This window comes from Cupriavidus sp. GW823-FHT07B10, assembly GCF_058794355.1.
The window spans coordinates 88,618-103,055 of the sequence record NZ_JBXAGS010000006.1; the positions used below are offsets into that span (position 1 = coordinate 88,618).

The window sequence follows — 14,438 nt, forward strand, 5'->3', positions numbered from 1 at the left end:
CGAAGCCCCGCCTTGTGGTCAATGACGTCTGCCGGGGAATCACTGCTCGCCGCATCGCCTGCCGACCAGGTGAGCAGCGCCGCGCGCGACGTGCTGGCCGAGCGCCGCCGCCAGATCGAGGCCGAAGGCTATGACCCAGAGCACGACGACGCGCACGGCTGCGGCGAGATCGCGGCCATGGCAGCCCTCTACGCGATGCCGCCCGCGGTGCGCAACTGGTGCGCTGAGTCTACCGGCTACGGCGCCACCTTCGGGGAGGCCATCCTCCCACACGGCTGGGCCGCGAAGCTGGGCGGCAGGCGCCGCGAGCTGGTGAAGGCCGGCGCCCTGATCCTCGCGGAGATCGAGCGCATCGACCGGGCCTCGGCACCGAAGATGATCTTCGACTCACCGCCCTGCGCTGGTGTGGCACGTCCGCTGGCTCCCGGCAAGGAGCAAGCATGATCGTCCGCGAGTACAAGACGTTCGGCTTCTGCTGTGGCCTCGGCGGCGGCGCCAAGGGCTTCAAGAAGGCTGCATCCCGGGTCGGAAACATGGTCGCCAAGTGGCGCTGCATCGGCGGCATCGACGTCGATCCGGCTGCTGCGCGCGACTTCGAAACGCTGGTCGGCGTACCGTGCACGGTCATGGACCTGTTCACGCGCCAGCAGTACACAGCTTTCCATGCCAAAGAACCGCCGGCCGGCTGGCGCGAGGCCACGCCCGCTGACATCCGCCGCGCAGCTGGCAACGAGCGGCCGAACTGCGTGTTCATCTCGTCGCCTTGCAAGGGCGCTTCCGGCCTGCTGTCGGAGACGCTCAGCCGCACGCCGAAGTACCAGGCGCTCAACGAGTTGACCCTGCGGTGCGTCTGGCTGATGTGCGAAGCCTGGAAGGACGACACAGTCGAGCTGATCGTGTTCGAGAACGTGCCGCGGCTGGCCACGCGCGGCCGGCACCTGCTGGACCAGATCAACCAGATCCTGCGTCATTACGGCTATGCCGTGAACGAGACCACGCACGACTGTGGCGAGCTGGGCGGCCTGGCGCAGAGCCGCAAGCGCTTCCTCCTGGTGGCGCGCCACATGGAGAAGGTGCCGGCGTTCCTGTACGAGCCGGAGCTCAAGCGCCTGCAGGGCGTCGGTACCGTCCTTGGCCGCATGCCACAGCCTGGCGACGCCGCCGGCGGGCCGATGCATCGCGTGCCGTCGCTCCAGTGGAAGACGTGGGTACGCCTGGCGTTCGTGGAAGCCGGCAGCGACTGGCGCAGCTTGAACCGCCTGGAAGTGGTCGATGGTCACCTGCGGGATTACCTCATCATGCCGGAATACCGGGACGGCTACATGGGCGTGAACCGCTGGGATGAGCCGGCCGGAACCATCGCAGGGCGAAGCGGGCCGACGAATGGTGCGTTCTCGGTGGCGGACGTTCGCGCGCCGGCCAACGCTGCGCAGTACCAGCAGTATGGCGTGCTGCGCTGGGGCGAGGCCGCGGGCACCATCACCGCCGGCACGGACCCGGGCCAGGGCACGTTCAGCGTGGCCGACCCGCGCCACGCCGGCCCGGCCAAGCACAACAACGAGTTCCGGATCGTGCCGTGGCACCAGGCCGCCGGCGCCGTCACCAGTGCCCACGGCACCGGCCAGTGCGTGCAGGATCCGCGCGCGTCGACGGGCTTCGAGGGCGCCGGCAAGTACCGAATCACCGGCTACGACGAACCGGCCGGCACGGTCATCGCCCGCAGCGACAACGGCCAGGGTGCGTATGCCGTTGCCGACCGCGCCCGGGCATGCGGCGCGAGCGCGGCGACAACTACCTGACCGGTGGCCACTATGGCGTGGTGAGCTGGGATCAGACCAGCGGCGCAGTCTCGGCAGCTGCTGGCCACGACAACGGCCGCTGGTCGGTCGCCGATCCGCGCCTGCCCGCGGCGAACGACAAGCTGGTTGCCATTATCCGCGCGCTGGACGGCACCTGGCACCGCCCTTTCACCACGCTGGAACTGGAGGCCATCCAGTCGCTGATCGAGCCGGAGGAATACCTCGAGCTGGACGGCCTGAGCGATCAGGCTTGGCGCGAGCGCATCGGCAACGCAGTGCCGCCGGATGCTGCGCAGGCAATCGCCGAGGTGATGGGCACCACCCTGCTGCTGGCCGAGTCCGGTGAGACGTTCATGCTGTCGGCCACGCCGGTGTGGGTGCGGCCGGTGGCAATAGCGCTTTCGGTGGCATCGAATTCGGAGGCGGCATGAGGATCGAACTTAGAAGGGCCTCATCCAACGAACTTCGCGATGTCTCCAAGGGCGGACGCCATTTGTTCATACCGCTGTTCGATTGCTCGAATGTGGACCTCGACGTTTCTCCTGAGAACCCGACGTTGTCGCTCAATACGCTCGTCTCGCCTCTTCAAATTTTCCGCGCTCATGTATGCGTCTTTGAGCGCGTCAACTTCCTCCTTGAAATGCGGATGGCGGGAGGGGCCTGCGATGCATATCGCCATCGCTTCCTTAAGAAGCGAAAACTGGTCGCGCAGCAGCAGAAATGCGGTGATCGCGTCAGAAGAACTGAGCTCGTGAACTGGTGCTATCGAGAGAGTTCCGACATAAGAGTCGATGATCAACCGATGACCATTAACGAGCAACTCGGATTCTGGATCGTTACTCGAGAGAGCTCGGTCAACATCTTTTGCAGCACGAAATGCGGCATGGGCCACCGCGAATATTGCGGCCTGCTTGTCACGCCACGCAGACCTGCCTTGGATAGTGACCAACGAGAATGCGCCAACGATGGCCAGGATCGAGCCAATTGCTTGGACCCAAGACGCGATGTCTCCGGGGTCAATTCCGCAACGCCAGGCGATGTAGCCGCCAGCAAGCAACAATGCCGTCCCCACCAGCGTGTAACTGGCGACGCCCCACATCTTCACGCTCATCACTCGACCCTCAACTTTTGGAGGGCATCCTAGCATGCTGGCCAACCGTTGCTACCAAGGCGACTGCCGCGACGTCATGCGCGACCTGATCGCCGCCGGCGTGCGCGCGCAGTGCGTCGTCACCAGCCCGCCGTACTGGGGCCTGCGCGACTACGGCGTCGAGGGCCAGTTGGGGCTGGAGGTCTCCCTGCCAGAGTTCCTGTCCAATATGGTTGAGGTCTTCGATCTTTGCCGCCAGCTGCTCGCCGACGACGGCACGCTATGGCTGAACATGGGCGACAGCTACGCCGGCACGCGCGGCGCTGCATGGGGACCATCGCCGGCCGCGACCGAAGCGCGAGCGATGACCGCAAGCCGCCGTCGTGATGACACGCCTATCCCGCGCAGCGACGTCCGTGTCGAGGGCCTGAAGCCGAAAGACCTGGTTGGCCAGCCGTGGCGCCTTGCCTTCGCGCTGCTGGATGCCGGCTGGTGGTTGCGCCAGGACATCATCTGGCACAAACCGAACCCGATGCCGGAGAGTGTCCGTGATCGCTGCACGAAGGCGCACGAGTACGTGTTCCTGATGACGAAGAGCGAGCGCTATCACTTCGACTCACAAGCGATTGCGGAGCCTGCAGTCGAGCCGGCGGGGCCCGGTAACGTCAAACCAATGGACCCGCTGCCCGGCGAGCGCACCAGTAGCGCTAACGCGAACATTCGGGGCAGCTTGCACAAGATCGGCCCTCGGGAATTGCGGAACCGGCGCAGCGTGTGGACCGTGCCGACAGCAAAGTACGCGGAGGCCCACTTTGCCACCTTCCCCGAAGCGCTGGTCGAGCCCTGCATCCTCGCGGGCAGCCGCCCGGGTGACATCGTGTTCGACCCGTTCATGGGATCCGGCACGGTGGCCAGCGTCGCGCAGCGGCTTGGCCGCAGGTGGCTCGGCGCCGAACTGAACCCGGACTACATCGCGCTGCAGGCCGAGAGGACGCGGCAGCCTGGGCTGGTGCTGGAGGCCTCAGCATGACTTCAGCCAAACGCGCCACGTTCGATGACGCCTTTTGCGATTTCTTTCCCATAGCGGATTCCGTCCTCAAGCGTGACGGCGCCATTGATCCTTGCGAGGTAACGAAGCTCTTGAAACACATCCTTACCGGTCTCGGTTCTGACAATGAGGATGCCAATCTTCACGCGCGACTCGTCGGCATTCTTCTCGTCGAAGTCCGTCTCCAAGGTCACCGTGAATTCGTTGTGCTCGTAGGTCTCTTTCATCATTGGTCTCCTGTTTGCGAGGAAATCCTAGCATGACGACAAACCTGAAACGCCTGACCGCGGCAGAAGCCCGCGAAATCTCCGGCCCGACCGTAGCCGAGCGCGTCGATGCCGCCCTGGACCTGATCCGAGCCGCAGCCGAGAAGAAGCAGCGCCAGGTGCCCCTGCACGGCGACTTCTGGGTCAACGGTGGCTACGGGAGCGACCGGACCACCCTGCTGGCCAAGCAGTACGACGAAGCCGTGCGGCAACTCAAGGAACTGGGCTTCAAGGTGTCGTTCTTCTACGAAGAGCGGCAGTTCGTGGACATGTACACCGTCGTGGAGTGGTGAGTCATGAAAGCACTTTCCATCCGCCAGCCGTGGGCCTGGTTGATCGTCAACGGGCACAAAGACATCGAGAATCGGACGTGGCCGACGCGCTTGCGTGGGCGCGTGCTGATCCACGCTGGCAAGGCATGACGGCCGCCGGGATGAGTGGGACTGGCCCAACATCGTGGCGCCTGAAGGTTTCGACTATGGCGGCATCGTTGGCGTCGCCACGATTACCGACTGTGTGCGCGAGAGCGATTCGCCTTGGCACATGACGCTGGGGCTTTCGCATCGTCGACGCACGTCCGCTGCCATTCGTGGCCTGTAAGGGCGCGCTGGGCTTCTTCGACGTGCCCGCTGATGTTCTGGCGGCCTGCAGAGAGCACGCATGACGAACTACCCTCTCACCTGGCCGGCCGGCTGGCCGCGCAAGACCGATGCCCAGCGCACGGACGCCCGCTTCAACCGTAAAGACCGGCGGACGGTCAAGTACTCGAACGGCGACAGCATGTCGTATAGCATCGCCAAGGCGTTGACAGTCTCCGATGGCGTGAACCGCGTGCTCGACGAGCTTGCCCGCCTCGGCGCACGGCCGGGCTCCACCGTCATCAGCACGAACGTGGTGACCCGCCTGGATGGCCTGCCGCGTTCTGGCCAGCGCGAGCCGGCCGACCCCGGCGCTGCCGTCTACTGGCAGGACCGGGCCGGCGCGCCGCGGGTGATGGCCATCGACCAGTACCGCGCGGTGGCCGACAACCTGGCCGCCATCGCGGCGACGCTGGAGGCCTTGCGCGCGATCGAGCGACACGGCGGAGCCCAGATCCTCGAACGAGCCTTCACCGGCTTCACCGCCCTTCCGTCGCCGGGCGCGGCGCGCGGCTGGCGCGAGGTCATCGGCGTGCCGGCGGGCGAGCAGGATCTGGTTGCCGTCCGTGCAGCGTTCCGCCGGCGGGCGCAAGCCGCTCACCCAGACCGGCCGGGAGGCTCGCACGACGACATGGCAGCACTCACCGCCGCTATGAGGCAGGCCGAGGAGGAGCTGTCATGAGTGAGTTCATCGTCGTGGCGGTCTGCCACACGACCCGCGACCACAGCTACATCACGTTCTGGCGGCCGGACGACCGCGGCTACACGCCGGTGGTGCCGCGCGCCGGCCGGTACAGCGAAGAGCGAATTGCCGAGTCGCTGGACTACTACAACACCGGCTACCACGTGGCGGTGCCCGCTGCACTGATCGAAGCGATGGGCACCGAGCCGCCGGCCGGATTCTTCGACTATGGCGGGCCGGCCGTGCTGAATACGCGCGCCAACTGGAAGACGATCCTGGCGGCGACGACGTGGCCCACAAAGTATCCGGCCGAGCCGGAACCGTTCTGCAAGCCGAGGAAGTCGCATGACTGATTACATCATCAAACCGAAGCGCCCGTCCGGGCCGGGCTGGACTATGGACACGTCCGACCTGGCACAAGAGGCGATGCGCCGCGCCGGCGTCGGCAGCTGGCCCTGCGAGGTCTGGATCCACGGCCAGCAAGGCATTTGCGTGTTCAGCGCCGTCGAGGTTGCCCGAGAAGCTGGCCAGCCGGATCTGGGCCCGGAGTATCACCTGTCCGTCAGCCAGCGCGGCGGCAGGATCCCCGCGGCGGACGCGCTGTGGGTCTTGGCGCAGTTCGACCTGCTCGATGCCACCGAAGACAACCACGTGCCGCACGGCCTGGTGCGCAACTTCTGGCGGCCGGTGGCGGACCGCCTGTCCGGTTACGAATGCCCGTGCCAAGCCGACGAGCCAGCAATCCGCGAGGACAAGGGCGACTATGTATGGCGCGGCGTGACGAAATAAGGGGGACGCCATGAAACGACTGATCGAAACCACCCTCGACGGCGAGGCCGGCTGCATCCTTTCGGACTGCGAACAGTACCGCTATCGCCTCTGGCGCGATTGGGACCGCAGCCGGCCGGGGCTGGGCTTCATCATGCTCAATCCGTCGACTGCCGACCATCTGGTCAACGATCCGACCATCACCAGGTGCATGCAGCGGGCGCTGGCCGGCAAGTACGGCCGGCTGGAGGTGGTCAACCTGTTCCCGCTGCGCTCGACGGATCCGGACGGCCTGCTGACGCATTCGGCACCGCTCGGGCGCGAGGACAGCGCCAACGGCGCCGTCATGGAAGCGATCGACCGGTGCTCGCTGGTGATTTGCGCCTGGGGCGCCCACAAGGCGGCGCCGGCGCGCGCGGCCGAGGTGCTACAGATCATCAGGCTGTGTGGGCGCGGCACGCTGCTGCACCATCTGGGCCTGAACAAGGACGGCAGCCCGAAACACCCTCTTTACATCGCGGCCAGCACCAGGCCGAAACGCTTTACGGAATGACTGAAGAAGCACAACGAATTATCGAAATAACCCGGCAACACTGGGAGCAGCAAGTGGACAACAGACTGATGAGCGAGCAGGACATTTGTGACGTGACGGGACTCAAGCGCCGGAGCCTCCAAGCAAAATGGTTCGAGCGGCATTTTGGGATTACCCCGGTGCAGCGCGCAGATGGCCGCATCATCATGACCTGGGCAGCACTTGAAGGTCTGCAGGCCAAGCGGGCGGGCGTCCTGCCCGGCGCCGGCGTGCCGGCCCGCACTCCTCTCATCCCAATTCGGAAGGCAGCATGAACGCCAGGCGCCGAACGAAACCCGACGGGCTGCCGAGCCGGGTTTACATTCGGTATGGCAGCTACTTCTGGGTCCGGAACACCGATGAGAAGTGGATCAAGCTTTGCCGGGTCGACGAGGGCGAGACGCGCATGTTCGAGCGCCTGGCCGAGGAGAAGCGCAAGACCGAGATCGACGGCGACGAAGGCAGCATGTCCCGGCTGGTCGCCATCTACATGGACCAGCACGCGAAGCAGTACGCCGAATCGTTCCGCGAGGAATGGCGCCGCCGCGGTGAAGACGTGCGCAAGGCCTTCCGCCGGCACGGTATCGAGGAGATGGACCCGGGCGCCGTGCAGGACTTCCTGCTGGGCAACTGGCCGGACAAGCTGCCGACCCAGACCGCCATGAAGGGCTGGCTGTCCAAGTTCTTCGCCTGGGCGGTGTTGCGCCGACACATCACCATCAATCCGTGCCGCGAGGTGACTCTGAAGAAGCCGAAGACGCGCAAGGTCTACATCCCGCACAACCATTTCCTGGCAATCCGGGCCGCCCTGGCTACCTACACGTACAGGAAAGCGGTCGGCGGAAAGGTGCAGGAGGTCACGGCGAAGGTGCCGACGGGCCCGGAAATGCAGGTGTTCGTTGACCTGTGCTACCTGACCTGCCAGCGGTCGACCGACATCAGGGAGCTCCGCTGGCTGCAGGTTGACCGCCTCGCCGGCGTCATCCACTTCATACCCAGCAAGACGGCCGACAGCAGCGGCGAGGCGGTGGACTGGCCGATCACGCCGGAAATCGACGAGGTGCTGCGCCGCGCCAAGGAGCTCCAGCGCGACCTCAAGGTGCAGTCGCTGACCGGGCATGTCGTGACGGACCGCAATGGGAAGCCGAAGACCGCGGCAGCCTGCCGGGATGCCTGGCGGGATGCGCTGGTGCGCGCGAAGCTGGAAGGCAAAGACTACACGGTGAAGGACATCCGCGCGAAAGCTCTGACGGACGCAAAAAAGGCGGGATACGACATCGAAGCGCTGCAGGTGGCTGGGGCACACGCTGACCGCGCGACTACCGAAGGGTATATCAAGCAGCGCGAAGTGCCTGTATCCACCGTGCGCTTGGTGATTCCTACGACTAGTAGGTGAGAGTGTATAGACTGATCGGCCCGTTATAGACCAGCACGCATTTCGCCAACACATCCCGACCGATCAGGCCGGAAATGCCTTGCGCTGCAAATGAGCTTTCCATGATTGGCAAAGCCGGGATGATGAACGGCACTTGGCCATTCGGCGCCGGGATCAAGAGTTGCACATCGTACTGATTCAGTTGATGTGCAGTTCCGTTCGTCGACGGCGTGTGAACACCAACCTTTCCCGTCGGATTCAGGTTCAGCGGAGCAAGAAGCTGGGGGTCGATACAGGTACCGCTGGCACCGGTGTCGATAAGAAATTTTCCGCGAACAGCCGGTGGCACAGGTTGTCCTGCTGCCTGCAAGGCTTGGCTTCGAGGTGCACTAGGGAAGATGAAGGCGTCAATCAATGGGCCGCCAATAGCGAACTGAAGATTTATGCTGGGCATAGATCCAGTTCGCGTGTGAAATACGAAACCTGCTCGGTGTGTGAGATCTGCTTGACCAAGAACGGGTCCAGCTTGAATTTTTCATACCCCGTCTGAAGGGCGTCGGCATACGAATCGTAGGTGCCGACTATCTCCGATCCCTTGATCAGAACGAACTTGCCTTCAAGAGCGAGCAAGTTCGGAAGCTCGCGCTGATAAGTAGCAAGCTCCAGTTCAAGTGAAGCCATGGTCTTTCCCCTGTTGGTGGAATCGCAAATGCAGTCTACACAACCAATTTAACCTCCGCCCACCCTCCATACAAGGGGAGAACAGAGGGGCAAACCACTCGCATATTGGATGTCATCCAATATGACGCCAACAAGCGCTACCGAGATACGTGGAAAAGCCCACGTAACCTGTTGATTACGTGGGCTTTGATTTGGTCGGGGCGAGAGGATTTGAACCTCCGACCACCTGCACCCCATGCAGGTACGCTACCAGGCTGCGCTACGCCCCGAAGCAAAAGATTATAACAGAAGCATTTCCCGTATGACTAGCTCCCGACGTCGAAATTATCCGTGCTTCGCGATCTCCCGCAGTTGCGCGAGCAGGTGCTGCACTTCGACCAGTTCATTGCGCAGGCCGCCGATGTCGACCGACAATGCCGCCGCATTTTCTTCACCAACTTCTGCGGCCTCAGGCGCTGCCGCTGCCCCACTGTGATGACGGCCTTCATCGAGGCGATTGCGCGCGCCGTTGATGGTGAAGCCCTGTTCGTAGAGCAGTTCGCGGATGCGGCGGATCAGCAGGACTTCATGGTGCTGGTAGTAGCGGCGATTGCCGCGGCGCTTGACGGGCTTGAGTTGCGTGAACTCCTGTTCCCAATAGCGCAGGACGTGCGGCTTGACGGCGCAAAGCTCGCTCACCTCACCGATGGTGAAGTAGCGCTTGGCCGGAATCGGCGGCAACGCGATGCGATCGCTGGATTTGTCCGACATGTGGTGTGTAGACGAGCGTCAGGCCATGCCGGCCATGCGGTTGGCGCGCACCAGGTGCGCGCCCAGAAGCATACCGATGCCGGCTTCGGGAAGCAATCCGCCGTTCGGGTGACGCGTCAGCCGACGATGCCGGCGCGTTCTTCCACCAGGCCCTTGAGTTTCTGGCTGGCGTGGAACGTGACCACGCGGCGCGCGGTGATTGGAATGACTTCGCCGGTCTTGGGATTGCGGCCGGGCCGCTGCGGCTTGTCGCGCAACTGGAAGTTGCCGAAGCCGGACAGCTTGACGCTGTCGCCCTGCTCCAGCGCTTCGCGGATGACGTCGAAGAAGGCCTCGACCATGTCCTTCGATTCGCGCTTGTTCAGGCCCACCTGGTCGAACAGCATCTCGGCGAGTTCGGCCTTGGTCAGCGTGGGAACTTCGGTCGCGCGCGCATCCGGCATAGCGTCGTCAAGGGAGGAAGCCTGCCGGTCGCTCATCTCACCCAGTGCTGCAGCGGTCATGGAATTCGCGTCTCGATCATTCATGTCGATCGCTCAAGTGTGTGTCTGGCGATCCGCCCGGGGCAAGCCCGGGCGCCCTTGTTTATCGTGTGTCCGTCGCGTACTTGTTGCGTACTGGCGATGGCTTAGCCGCGCAGCCGGGCCTGGAAGGCCTCTGTCAGCGCGTCGACCATGCAGCGCACTGCGCTGTCGACGGTTTCGTCCTGGAGGGTCGACCCAGTATCTTGCAAGGTCACCCGGAACGCAAGGCTTTTCTCGTCCGCGCCAATGGCAGCGGAAGCGCCCTTGGGACGGAACTCGTCGAACACCACCAGGCTCTGGCAGTAGCGGCCGTAGCCCTGCTTTTCCAGTGCCGCGCGCATGGCGTCGAGCAGGTCCTGCACGCGCACCGATTGCTTCACGACCACGGCCAGGTCGCGCACGGCGGCCGGGAACTTGGAGATCTCGGTGTACACCGGCAGGCCGGTGTCGCGCAGCGCGTCAAGCGCCAGTTCGAACACTACCGGGGCATGCGTCAGCTCGTATTCCTGCAGCCAGCGCGGATGCAACTCGCCGACCACGCCCACGGCCTTGCCGTCGAGCAGCACGCGCGCGGCGCGGCCCGGGTGCAGCGCCGGGTGCGACACCGGCTCGAAGCGCGGCACGCGCGGATGGAACAGTGCCTCGACATCGCCCTTGATGTCGAAGAAGTCGACGTTGCGCGCGGGGATGCCCCACTGCTCTTCGAACGCCGGGCCATAGGCAATGCCCGCGGCCATCATCGGCTGATCGTAGCCGGCCACCGTCAGGCCGCCATCCTTCACGCTGGCGTCGCGATGGAACACGCGGCCCACCTCGAACAGGCGCACGCGCGCAGCCTTGCGGTTCAGGTTGTAGCGCACCTTGTCGACCAGGCCGCCGATCAGCGTCGAGCGCATCACCGCCAGCTGGCTGGCGATCGGGTTCAGCAGGCGGATCGGGCTGTCGTTGGCGGCGAAGTCGCGCTCCCACTTCTCTTCGACGAAGGCGAAGTTGATGACTTCCTGGTAATCGCGCGCGGCCACGGCGTGGCGCACCACGTGGCTGGAGCGGCAGGCCTCGTTGGTCGGGCGCATCTCGCTCTCGGCGATCGGCGGACGTGCCGGGATGCGCTCGAAACCATAGATGCGGGCCACTTCCTCGATCAGGTCTTCCTCGATCTCGATATCGAAGCGGTAGCTCGGCGGCGTGACTTCAAACACCTCGCCCTCGGTGCCCTGGGTGCGTGTGAACGGCAGCTGCAGGCGCTGGAATACATCGGCGATGGCTGCAGACGACAGCTCGATGCCCAGCACGCGCTCGGCGCGCGCCACGCGCAGGCTGACCGGCTTGCGCTGCGGCAGGTTGACCACGTGGTCGTCCACCGGGCCGGCCTGGCCGCCGCAGATCTCGAGGATCAGCGCGGTGATGCGCTCGATATGCTCGACCGTGGTGGCGTAGTCCACGCCGCGCTCGAAGCGGTGTCCGGCATCGGTCGAGAAGTTGTAGCGGCGGCCACGGCCCTGGATCGCGGCGGGCCACCAGAATGCGGCCTCGAGATAGATGTCCGTGGTGTCCAGCGTCACGGCGGTGCTGTCGCCGCCCATGATACCGGCCAGGCTTTCGATCTCCTTGTCATCGGCGATCACGCCGACCTGCTCGTCGACCTCGATGGTATTGCCGTTGAGCAGCTTGATCTGCTCGCCCTTGCGGCCCCAGCGCACGTCGAGGCCGCCGTGGATCTTGCTCAGATCGAACACGTGCGACGGACGGCCCAGTTCCAGCATCACGTAGTTCGAGATATCGACCAGCGCGGAAACACTGCGCTGGCCCGAGCGCTCCAGGCGCTGCACCATCCATGCCGGCGTGGCCGCGCGCGCATTCACGCCGCGGATCACGCGACCGGAGAAGCGGCCGCACAGGTCCGGCGCCGATACCTTGACCGGCAGCTTGTCCTGGATCGTCACCGGCACCGGCTTCATCTCCGGCAGGTTCAGCGCGGCACCGGTCAGCGCCGACACTTCGCGCGCCACGCCGTGGATCGACAGGCAGTCGGCCTTGTTCGGCGTCAGCTTGATGACAAAGACCTGGTCGTCCAGGTCGAGGTACTGGCGGATATCCTGGCCGACCGGCGCGTCTTCCGGCAGCACCATCAGGCCACCGTGGTCCTCCGACAGCTTGAGTTCGCGCGCCGAGCACAGCATGCCGTAGCTGTCCACGCCGCGCAGCTTGCCGATCTTGATCTCGAACGGCTTGCCGCCATCCTCGGACGGCGGCAGCACGGCGCCGACCAGTGCGCACGGCACCAGAATGCCGGGCTTGACGTTGGGCGCGCCGCAGACGATCTGCAGGGTCTCGCCGGTGCCGGCATCGACCTGGCACACGTTGAGGCGGTCGGCATTGGGATGGCGCTCGGTCGACAGCACGCGCGCGACCACCACCTTGTCGAACGGCGGCGCGACCGAGCCCACTTCTTCCACTTCCAGGCCGGCCATGGTCAGCGTGTGCGACAGCGCGTCGGTGGAGATCTTTTCAGGGTTGGCGAAGGTGCGAAGCCAGGATTCCGAGAATTGCATGGCGCTTCTGATCCGGTAAGTATTCTGTGTGGTCGTTGACGAGGGGACGGCGGCGCGTCAGGCGAACTGGCGCAGGAAGCGCACGTCGCCCTCGAAGAACAGGCGCAGGTCGTTGATGCCATAGCGCAGCATGGTCAGGCGCTCCAGGCCGGAGCCGAACGCGAAACCGATATAGCGCTCGGGATCGAGGCCCATGTTGCGCAGCACGTTCGGATGCACCTGGCCCGAACCGGAGATCTCCAGCCACTTGCCATTGCCGAAGGCCATGTCGATCTCCGCCGACGGCTCGGTGAACGGGAAGTACGACGGGCGGAAGCGCACCTGGATGTCATCGCGCTCGAAGAACTTGCGCAGGAAGTCTGTGTACACGCCCTTCAGGTCGGCAAAGCTGACGTCCTCGCCGATCCACAGGCCTTCGACCTGGTTGAACATCGGCGAGTGCGTGGCGTCGCTGTCGACACGGTAGGTACGGCCCGGGCAGATCACCTTGATCGGCGGCATCGCCTTGCCGGCGTACTTCTCGACATGCATCTTGGCGTAGCGGACCTGCATCGGACTGGTATGCGTGCGCAGCAGCAACAGCTTGTCTTCGCTGTCGCGGCCATCCACGTAGAACGTGTCCTGCATCGAACGCGCCGGATGGTTGTCCGGATTGTTCAGCGCGGTGAAGTTCATCCAGTCGGTCTCGATCTCGGGGCCGTCGGCCACATCGAAACCGATCGAGCCGAAGATCTGCTCGACGCGCTCCCACGTGCGCATCACCGGGTGCAGGCTGCCGCGGCTGACCGCACGGCCAGGCAGCGTGACGTCGATGGCCTCGGCGGCCAGGCGCGCGTTCATCAGCGCATCGGCCAGCGCCTGGCGGCGTGCCTGCAGTGCGGCTTCAACCTGCTGCTTGATCTGGTTGATGCGGGCGCCTTCCGTCTTGCGGGTTTCCGGGTCGAGCTTGCCGAGGCCCTTGAGCAGTTCGGTCAGCGCGCCGGTCTTGCCCAGGAAGCGGGCCTTTTCGTTTTCCAGCGTGGCGTTGTCGTTGGCAGCAGCGAAGGCGGCCTGGGCATCGGCGACAATTTGATCCAGATCCTGAGACATGGCGGCGGTCGTGGGATTTTTGGCGTCGGGGCCGGTACGCACCGGTCCGACGTGGGTTGGCACTACGTGCGGTGTTCGTTTCGAATGCGGTCTCGGCAACCGGATAGCGGCAACTGAAACGGCATTCGAAATAAAAACGGGGCTCGGTGAGGAGCCCCGTTTCAGCGGACCTTGCAGTCGGCGGTCGACCTTGCGGTCGGTGCTTGCCCGGCAGCGCTTACGCGCTGCCGCAGCCGGCATCAGGCAACGGTGGCTTTCACCTGGTTGACGATGGCGGCAAAGGCAGGCTTGTCGTGAATAGCCATGTCCGACAGCACCTTGCGGTCCAGTTCAATCGAGGCCTTCTTCAGACCGTTCATGAACACGCTGTAGGTCATGCCATGCTCACGCGTCGCGGCATTGATACGCGCAATCCACAGGGCGCGGAACACGCGCTTCTTGTTGCGGCGATCGCGGTATGCGTACTGGCCAGCACGCATGACCGCCTGCTTGGCGATGCGGTAGACATTATTGCGACGGCCGCGGTAACCCTTGGCAGCGTCGATGACTTTCTTGTGACGGGCCCGTGCAGTGACCCCACGCTTTACTCGAGGCATGTAATTCTC

At 64.5% G+C, this 14,438-nt stretch carries 19 protein-coding genes, 1 tRNA gene and 1 pseudogene; 11 read left to right on the plus strand and 10 right to left on the minus strand.

The features are described from left to right. Positions 1 to 21 precede the first annotated feature (21 nt). Both AC1Q6V_RS14865 and AC1Q6V_RS14870 read left to right on the plus strand, forming a co-directional pair. Positions 22 to 444 (plus strand): hypothetical protein, encoded by a 423-nt coding sequence (locus AC1Q6V_RS14865; RefSeq protein ID WP_454749821.1) that lies wholly within the window; start codon positions 22 to 24, stop codon positions 442 to 444. Continuing rightward, positions 441 to 2,230: pseudogene (locus AC1Q6V_RS14870) on the plus strand (DNA cytosine methyltransferase). Before AC1Q6V_RS14865 ends, AC1Q6V_RS14870 begins: the two are co-directional and overlap by 4 nt. A 20-nt stretch (positions 2,231 to 2,250) precedes the next feature. On the opposite strand, the gene AC1Q6V_RS14875 reads toward AC1Q6V_RS14870, so the two are convergent. Continuing rightward, positions 2,251 to 2,910, minus strand: a complete 660-nt coding sequence (locus tag AC1Q6V_RS14875; RefSeq protein WP_454749822.1) for a hypothetical protein — start codon at positions 2,908 to 2,910, stop codon at positions 2,251 to 2,253. A 34-nt stretch (positions 2,911 to 2,944) separates the two neighbouring features. Here AC1Q6V_RS14875 and AC1Q6V_RS14880 point away from each other — a divergent pair, with 34 nt between their 5' ends. Beyond that, positions 2,945 to 3,919 carry a DNA-methyltransferase gene (locus tag AC1Q6V_RS14880; RefSeq protein ID WP_454749823.1) on the plus strand — a complete coding sequence of 325 codons (975 nt, stop codon included), beginning with the start codon at positions 2,945 to 2,947 and terminating at the stop codon, positions 3,917 to 3,919. Between the two features lie 2 nt (positions 3,920 to 3,921). Here the strand turns inward: AC1Q6V_RS14880 and AC1Q6V_RS14885 are convergent, their stop codons facing one another. Next, positions 3,922 to 4,167 carry a hypothetical protein gene (locus tag AC1Q6V_RS14885; protein WP_454749824.1) on the minus strand — a complete coding sequence of 82 codons (246 nt, stop codon included), beginning with the start codon at positions 4,165 to 4,167 and terminating at the stop codon, positions 3,922 to 3,924. A 29-nt stretch (positions 4,168 to 4,196) separates the two neighbouring features. Here AC1Q6V_RS14885 and AC1Q6V_RS14890 point away from each other — a divergent pair, with 29 nt between their 5' ends. The 8 genes from AC1Q6V_RS14890 to AC1Q6V_RS14925 all read left to right on the plus strand — a co-directional run bounded on the left by AC1Q6V_RS14890 (position 4,197) and on the right by AC1Q6V_RS14925 (position 8,258). Beyond that, positions 4,197 to 4,496, plus strand: coding sequence for a hypothetical protein (locus AC1Q6V_RS14890; RefSeq protein ID WP_454749825.1), 300 nt, complete (start codon positions 4,197 to 4,199; stop codon positions 4,494 to 4,496). Positions 4,497 to 4,499: 3 nt separating this feature from the next. Further along, positions 4,500 to 4,625: an ASCH domain-containing protein gene (locus AC1Q6V_RS14895; RefSeq protein ID WP_454749826.1), complete on the plus strand. Its 126-nt coding sequence runs from the start codon at positions 4,500 to 4,502 to the stop codon at positions 4,623 to 4,625. Between the two features lie 238 nt (positions 4,626 to 4,863). Next, entirely contained in the window at positions 4,864 to 5,523 is a 660-nt protein-coding gene (locus AC1Q6V_RS14900; protein ID WP_454749827.1) for a hypothetical protein, read from the plus strand. Further along, entirely contained in the window at positions 5,520 to 5,876 is a 357-nt protein-coding gene (locus AC1Q6V_RS14905) for a hypothetical protein (protein WP_454749828.1), read from the plus strand. Before AC1Q6V_RS14900 ends, AC1Q6V_RS14905 begins: the two co-directional genes overlap by 4 nt. Further along, positions 5,869 to 6,312: a hypothetical protein gene (locus AC1Q6V_RS14910; RefSeq protein WP_454749829.1), complete on the plus strand. Its 444-nt coding sequence runs from the start codon at positions 5,869 to 5,871 to the stop codon at positions 6,310 to 6,312. The genes AC1Q6V_RS14905 and AC1Q6V_RS14910 overlap by 8 nt, the downstream gene beginning before the upstream one ends. A 10-nt stretch (positions 6,313 to 6,322) precedes the next feature. Further along, positions 6,323 to 6,844 carry a DUF1643 domain-containing protein gene (locus tag AC1Q6V_RS14915; RefSeq protein WP_454749830.1) on the plus strand — a complete coding sequence of 174 codons (522 nt, stop codon included), beginning with the start codon at positions 6,323 to 6,325 and terminating at the stop codon, positions 6,842 to 6,844. Further along, complete coding sequence (locus tag AC1Q6V_RS14920; protein WP_454749831.1) at positions 6,841 to 7,137, plus strand: DUF4224 domain-containing protein; 297 nt, start codon at positions 6,841 to 6,843, stop codon at positions 7,135 to 7,137. Before AC1Q6V_RS14915 ends, AC1Q6V_RS14920 begins: the two co-directional genes overlap by 4 nt. Next, entirely contained in the window at positions 7,134 to 8,258 is a 1,125-nt protein-coding gene (locus tag AC1Q6V_RS14925; protein WP_454749832.1) for a tyrosine-type recombinase/integrase, read from the plus strand. Before AC1Q6V_RS14920 ends, AC1Q6V_RS14925 begins: the two co-directional genes overlap by 4 nt. Here the strand turns inward: AC1Q6V_RS14925 and AC1Q6V_RS14930 are convergent. From AC1Q6V_RS14930 to rplT, 8 genes are all read right to left on the minus strand, one after another. Continuing rightward, on the minus strand, positions 8,248 to 8,652 hold the full coding sequence (locus tag AC1Q6V_RS14930; protein WP_454749833.1) for an aspartyl protease family protein: 405 nt from the start codon (positions 8,650 to 8,652) through the stop codon (positions 8,248 to 8,250). The two genes, AC1Q6V_RS14925 and AC1Q6V_RS14930, sit on opposite strands and share 11 nt — an antisense overlap. 26 nt (positions 8,653 to 8,678) lie before the next feature. Further along, positions 8,679 to 8,918, minus strand: coding sequence for a hypothetical protein (locus AC1Q6V_RS14935; RefSeq protein WP_454749834.1), 240 nt, complete (start codon positions 8,916 to 8,918; stop codon positions 8,679 to 8,681). A gap of 192 nt (positions 8,919 to 9,110) precedes the next feature. Then, positions 9,111 to 9,187: transfer RNA gene (locus AC1Q6V_RS14940), tRNA-Pro, on the minus strand. Between the two features lie 55 nt (positions 9,188 to 9,242). Then, on the minus strand, positions 9,243 to 9,668 hold the full coding sequence (locus AC1Q6V_RS14945; RefSeq protein ID WP_010813098.1) for a MerR family transcriptional regulator: 426 nt from the start codon (positions 9,666 to 9,668) through the stop codon (positions 9,243 to 9,245). A gap of 116 nt (positions 9,669 to 9,784) precedes the next feature. After that, complete coding sequence (locus AC1Q6V_RS14950; protein ID WP_037024300.1) at positions 9,785 to 10,195, minus strand: integration host factor subunit alpha; 411 nt, start codon at positions 10,193 to 10,195, stop codon at positions 9,785 to 9,787. Between the two features lie 101 nt (positions 10,196 to 10,296). Continuing rightward, positions 10,297 to 12,744, minus strand: a complete 2,448-nt coding sequence (gene pheT, locus AC1Q6V_RS14955; RefSeq protein ID WP_454749835.1) for a phenylalanine--tRNA ligase subunit beta — start codon at positions 12,742 to 12,744, stop codon at positions 10,297 to 10,299. Positions 12,745 to 12,801: 57 nt separating this feature from the next. After that, positions 12,802 to 13,833: a phenylalanine--tRNA ligase subunit alpha gene (gene pheS, locus AC1Q6V_RS14960; RefSeq protein ID WP_010813101.1), complete on the minus strand. Its 1,032-nt coding sequence runs from the start codon at positions 13,831 to 13,833 to the stop codon at positions 12,802 to 12,804. Between the two features lie 239 nt (positions 13,834 to 14,072). Further along, positions 14,073 to 14,429, minus strand: a complete 357-nt coding sequence (gene rplT, locus AC1Q6V_RS14965; RefSeq protein ID WP_008650487.1) for a 50S ribosomal protein L20 — start codon at positions 14,427 to 14,429, stop codon at positions 14,073 to 14,075. Positions 14,430 to 14,438 lie beyond the last annotated feature (9 nt).

Coding starts and splice junctions, on each gene's coding strand:
- AC1Q6V_RS14865 (WP_454749821.1), top strand. CDS start 22: ATGACGTCTGCCGGGGAATCACTGCTCGCCGCATCGCCTGCCGACCAG.
- AC1Q6V_RS14875 (WP_454749822.1), bottom strand. CDS start 2,910: ATGAGCGTGAAGATGTGGGGCGTCGCCAGTTACACGCTGGTGGGGACG.
- AC1Q6V_RS14880 (WP_454749823.1), top strand. CDS start 2,945: ATGCTGGCCAACCGTTGCTACCAAGGCGACTGCCGCGACGTCATGCGC.
- AC1Q6V_RS14885 (WP_454749824.1), bottom strand. CDS start 4,167: ATGATGAAAGAGACCTACGAGCACAACGAATTCACGGTGACCTTGGAG.
- AC1Q6V_RS14890 (WP_454749825.1), top strand. CDS start 4,197: ATGACGACAAACCTGAAACGCCTGACCGCGGCAGAAGCCCGCGAAATC.
- AC1Q6V_RS14895 (WP_454749826.1), top strand. CDS start 4,500: ATGAAAGCACTTTCCATCCGCCAGCCGTGGGCCTGGTTGATCGTCAAC.
- AC1Q6V_RS14900 (WP_454749827.1), top strand. CDS start 4,864: ATGACGAACTACCCTCTCACCTGGCCGGCCGGCTGGCCGCGCAAGACC.
- AC1Q6V_RS14905 (WP_454749828.1), top strand. CDS start 5,520: ATGAGTGAGTTCATCGTCGTGGCGGTCTGCCACACGACCCGCGACCAC.
- AC1Q6V_RS14910 (WP_454749829.1), top strand. CDS start 5,869: ATGACTGATTACATCATCAAACCGAAGCGCCCGTCCGGGCCGGGCTGG.
- AC1Q6V_RS14915 (WP_454749830.1), top strand. CDS start 6,323: ATGAAACGACTGATCGAAACCACCCTCGACGGCGAGGCCGGCTGCATC.
- AC1Q6V_RS14920 (WP_454749831.1), top strand. CDS start 6,841: ATGACTGAAGAAGCACAACGAATTATCGAAATAACCCGGCAACACTGG.
- AC1Q6V_RS14925 (WP_454749832.1), top strand. CDS start 7,134: ATGAACGCCAGGCGCCGAACGAAACCCGACGGGCTGCCGAGCCGGGTT.
- AC1Q6V_RS14935 (WP_454749834.1), bottom strand. CDS start 8,918: ATGGCTTCACTTGAACTGGAGCTTGCTACTTATCAGCGCGAGCTTCCG.
- AC1Q6V_RS14945 (WP_010813098.1), bottom strand. CDS start 9,668: ATGTCGGACAAATCCAGCGATCGCATCGCGTTGCCGCCGATTCCGGCC.
- AC1Q6V_RS14950 (WP_037024300.1), bottom strand. CDS start 10,195: ATGAATGATCGAGACGCGAATTCCATGACCGCTGCAGCACTGGGTGAG.
- pheT (WP_454749835.1), bottom strand. CDS start 12,744: ATGCAATTCTCGGAATCCTGGCTTCGCACCTTCGCCAACCCTGAAAAG.
- pheS (WP_010813101.1), bottom strand. CDS start 13,833: ATGTCTCAGGATCTGGATCAAATTGTCGCCGATGCCCAGGCCGCCTTC.
- rplT (WP_008650487.1), bottom strand. CDS start 14,429: ATGCCTCGAGTAAAGCGTGGGGTCACTGCACGGGCCCGTCACAAGAAA.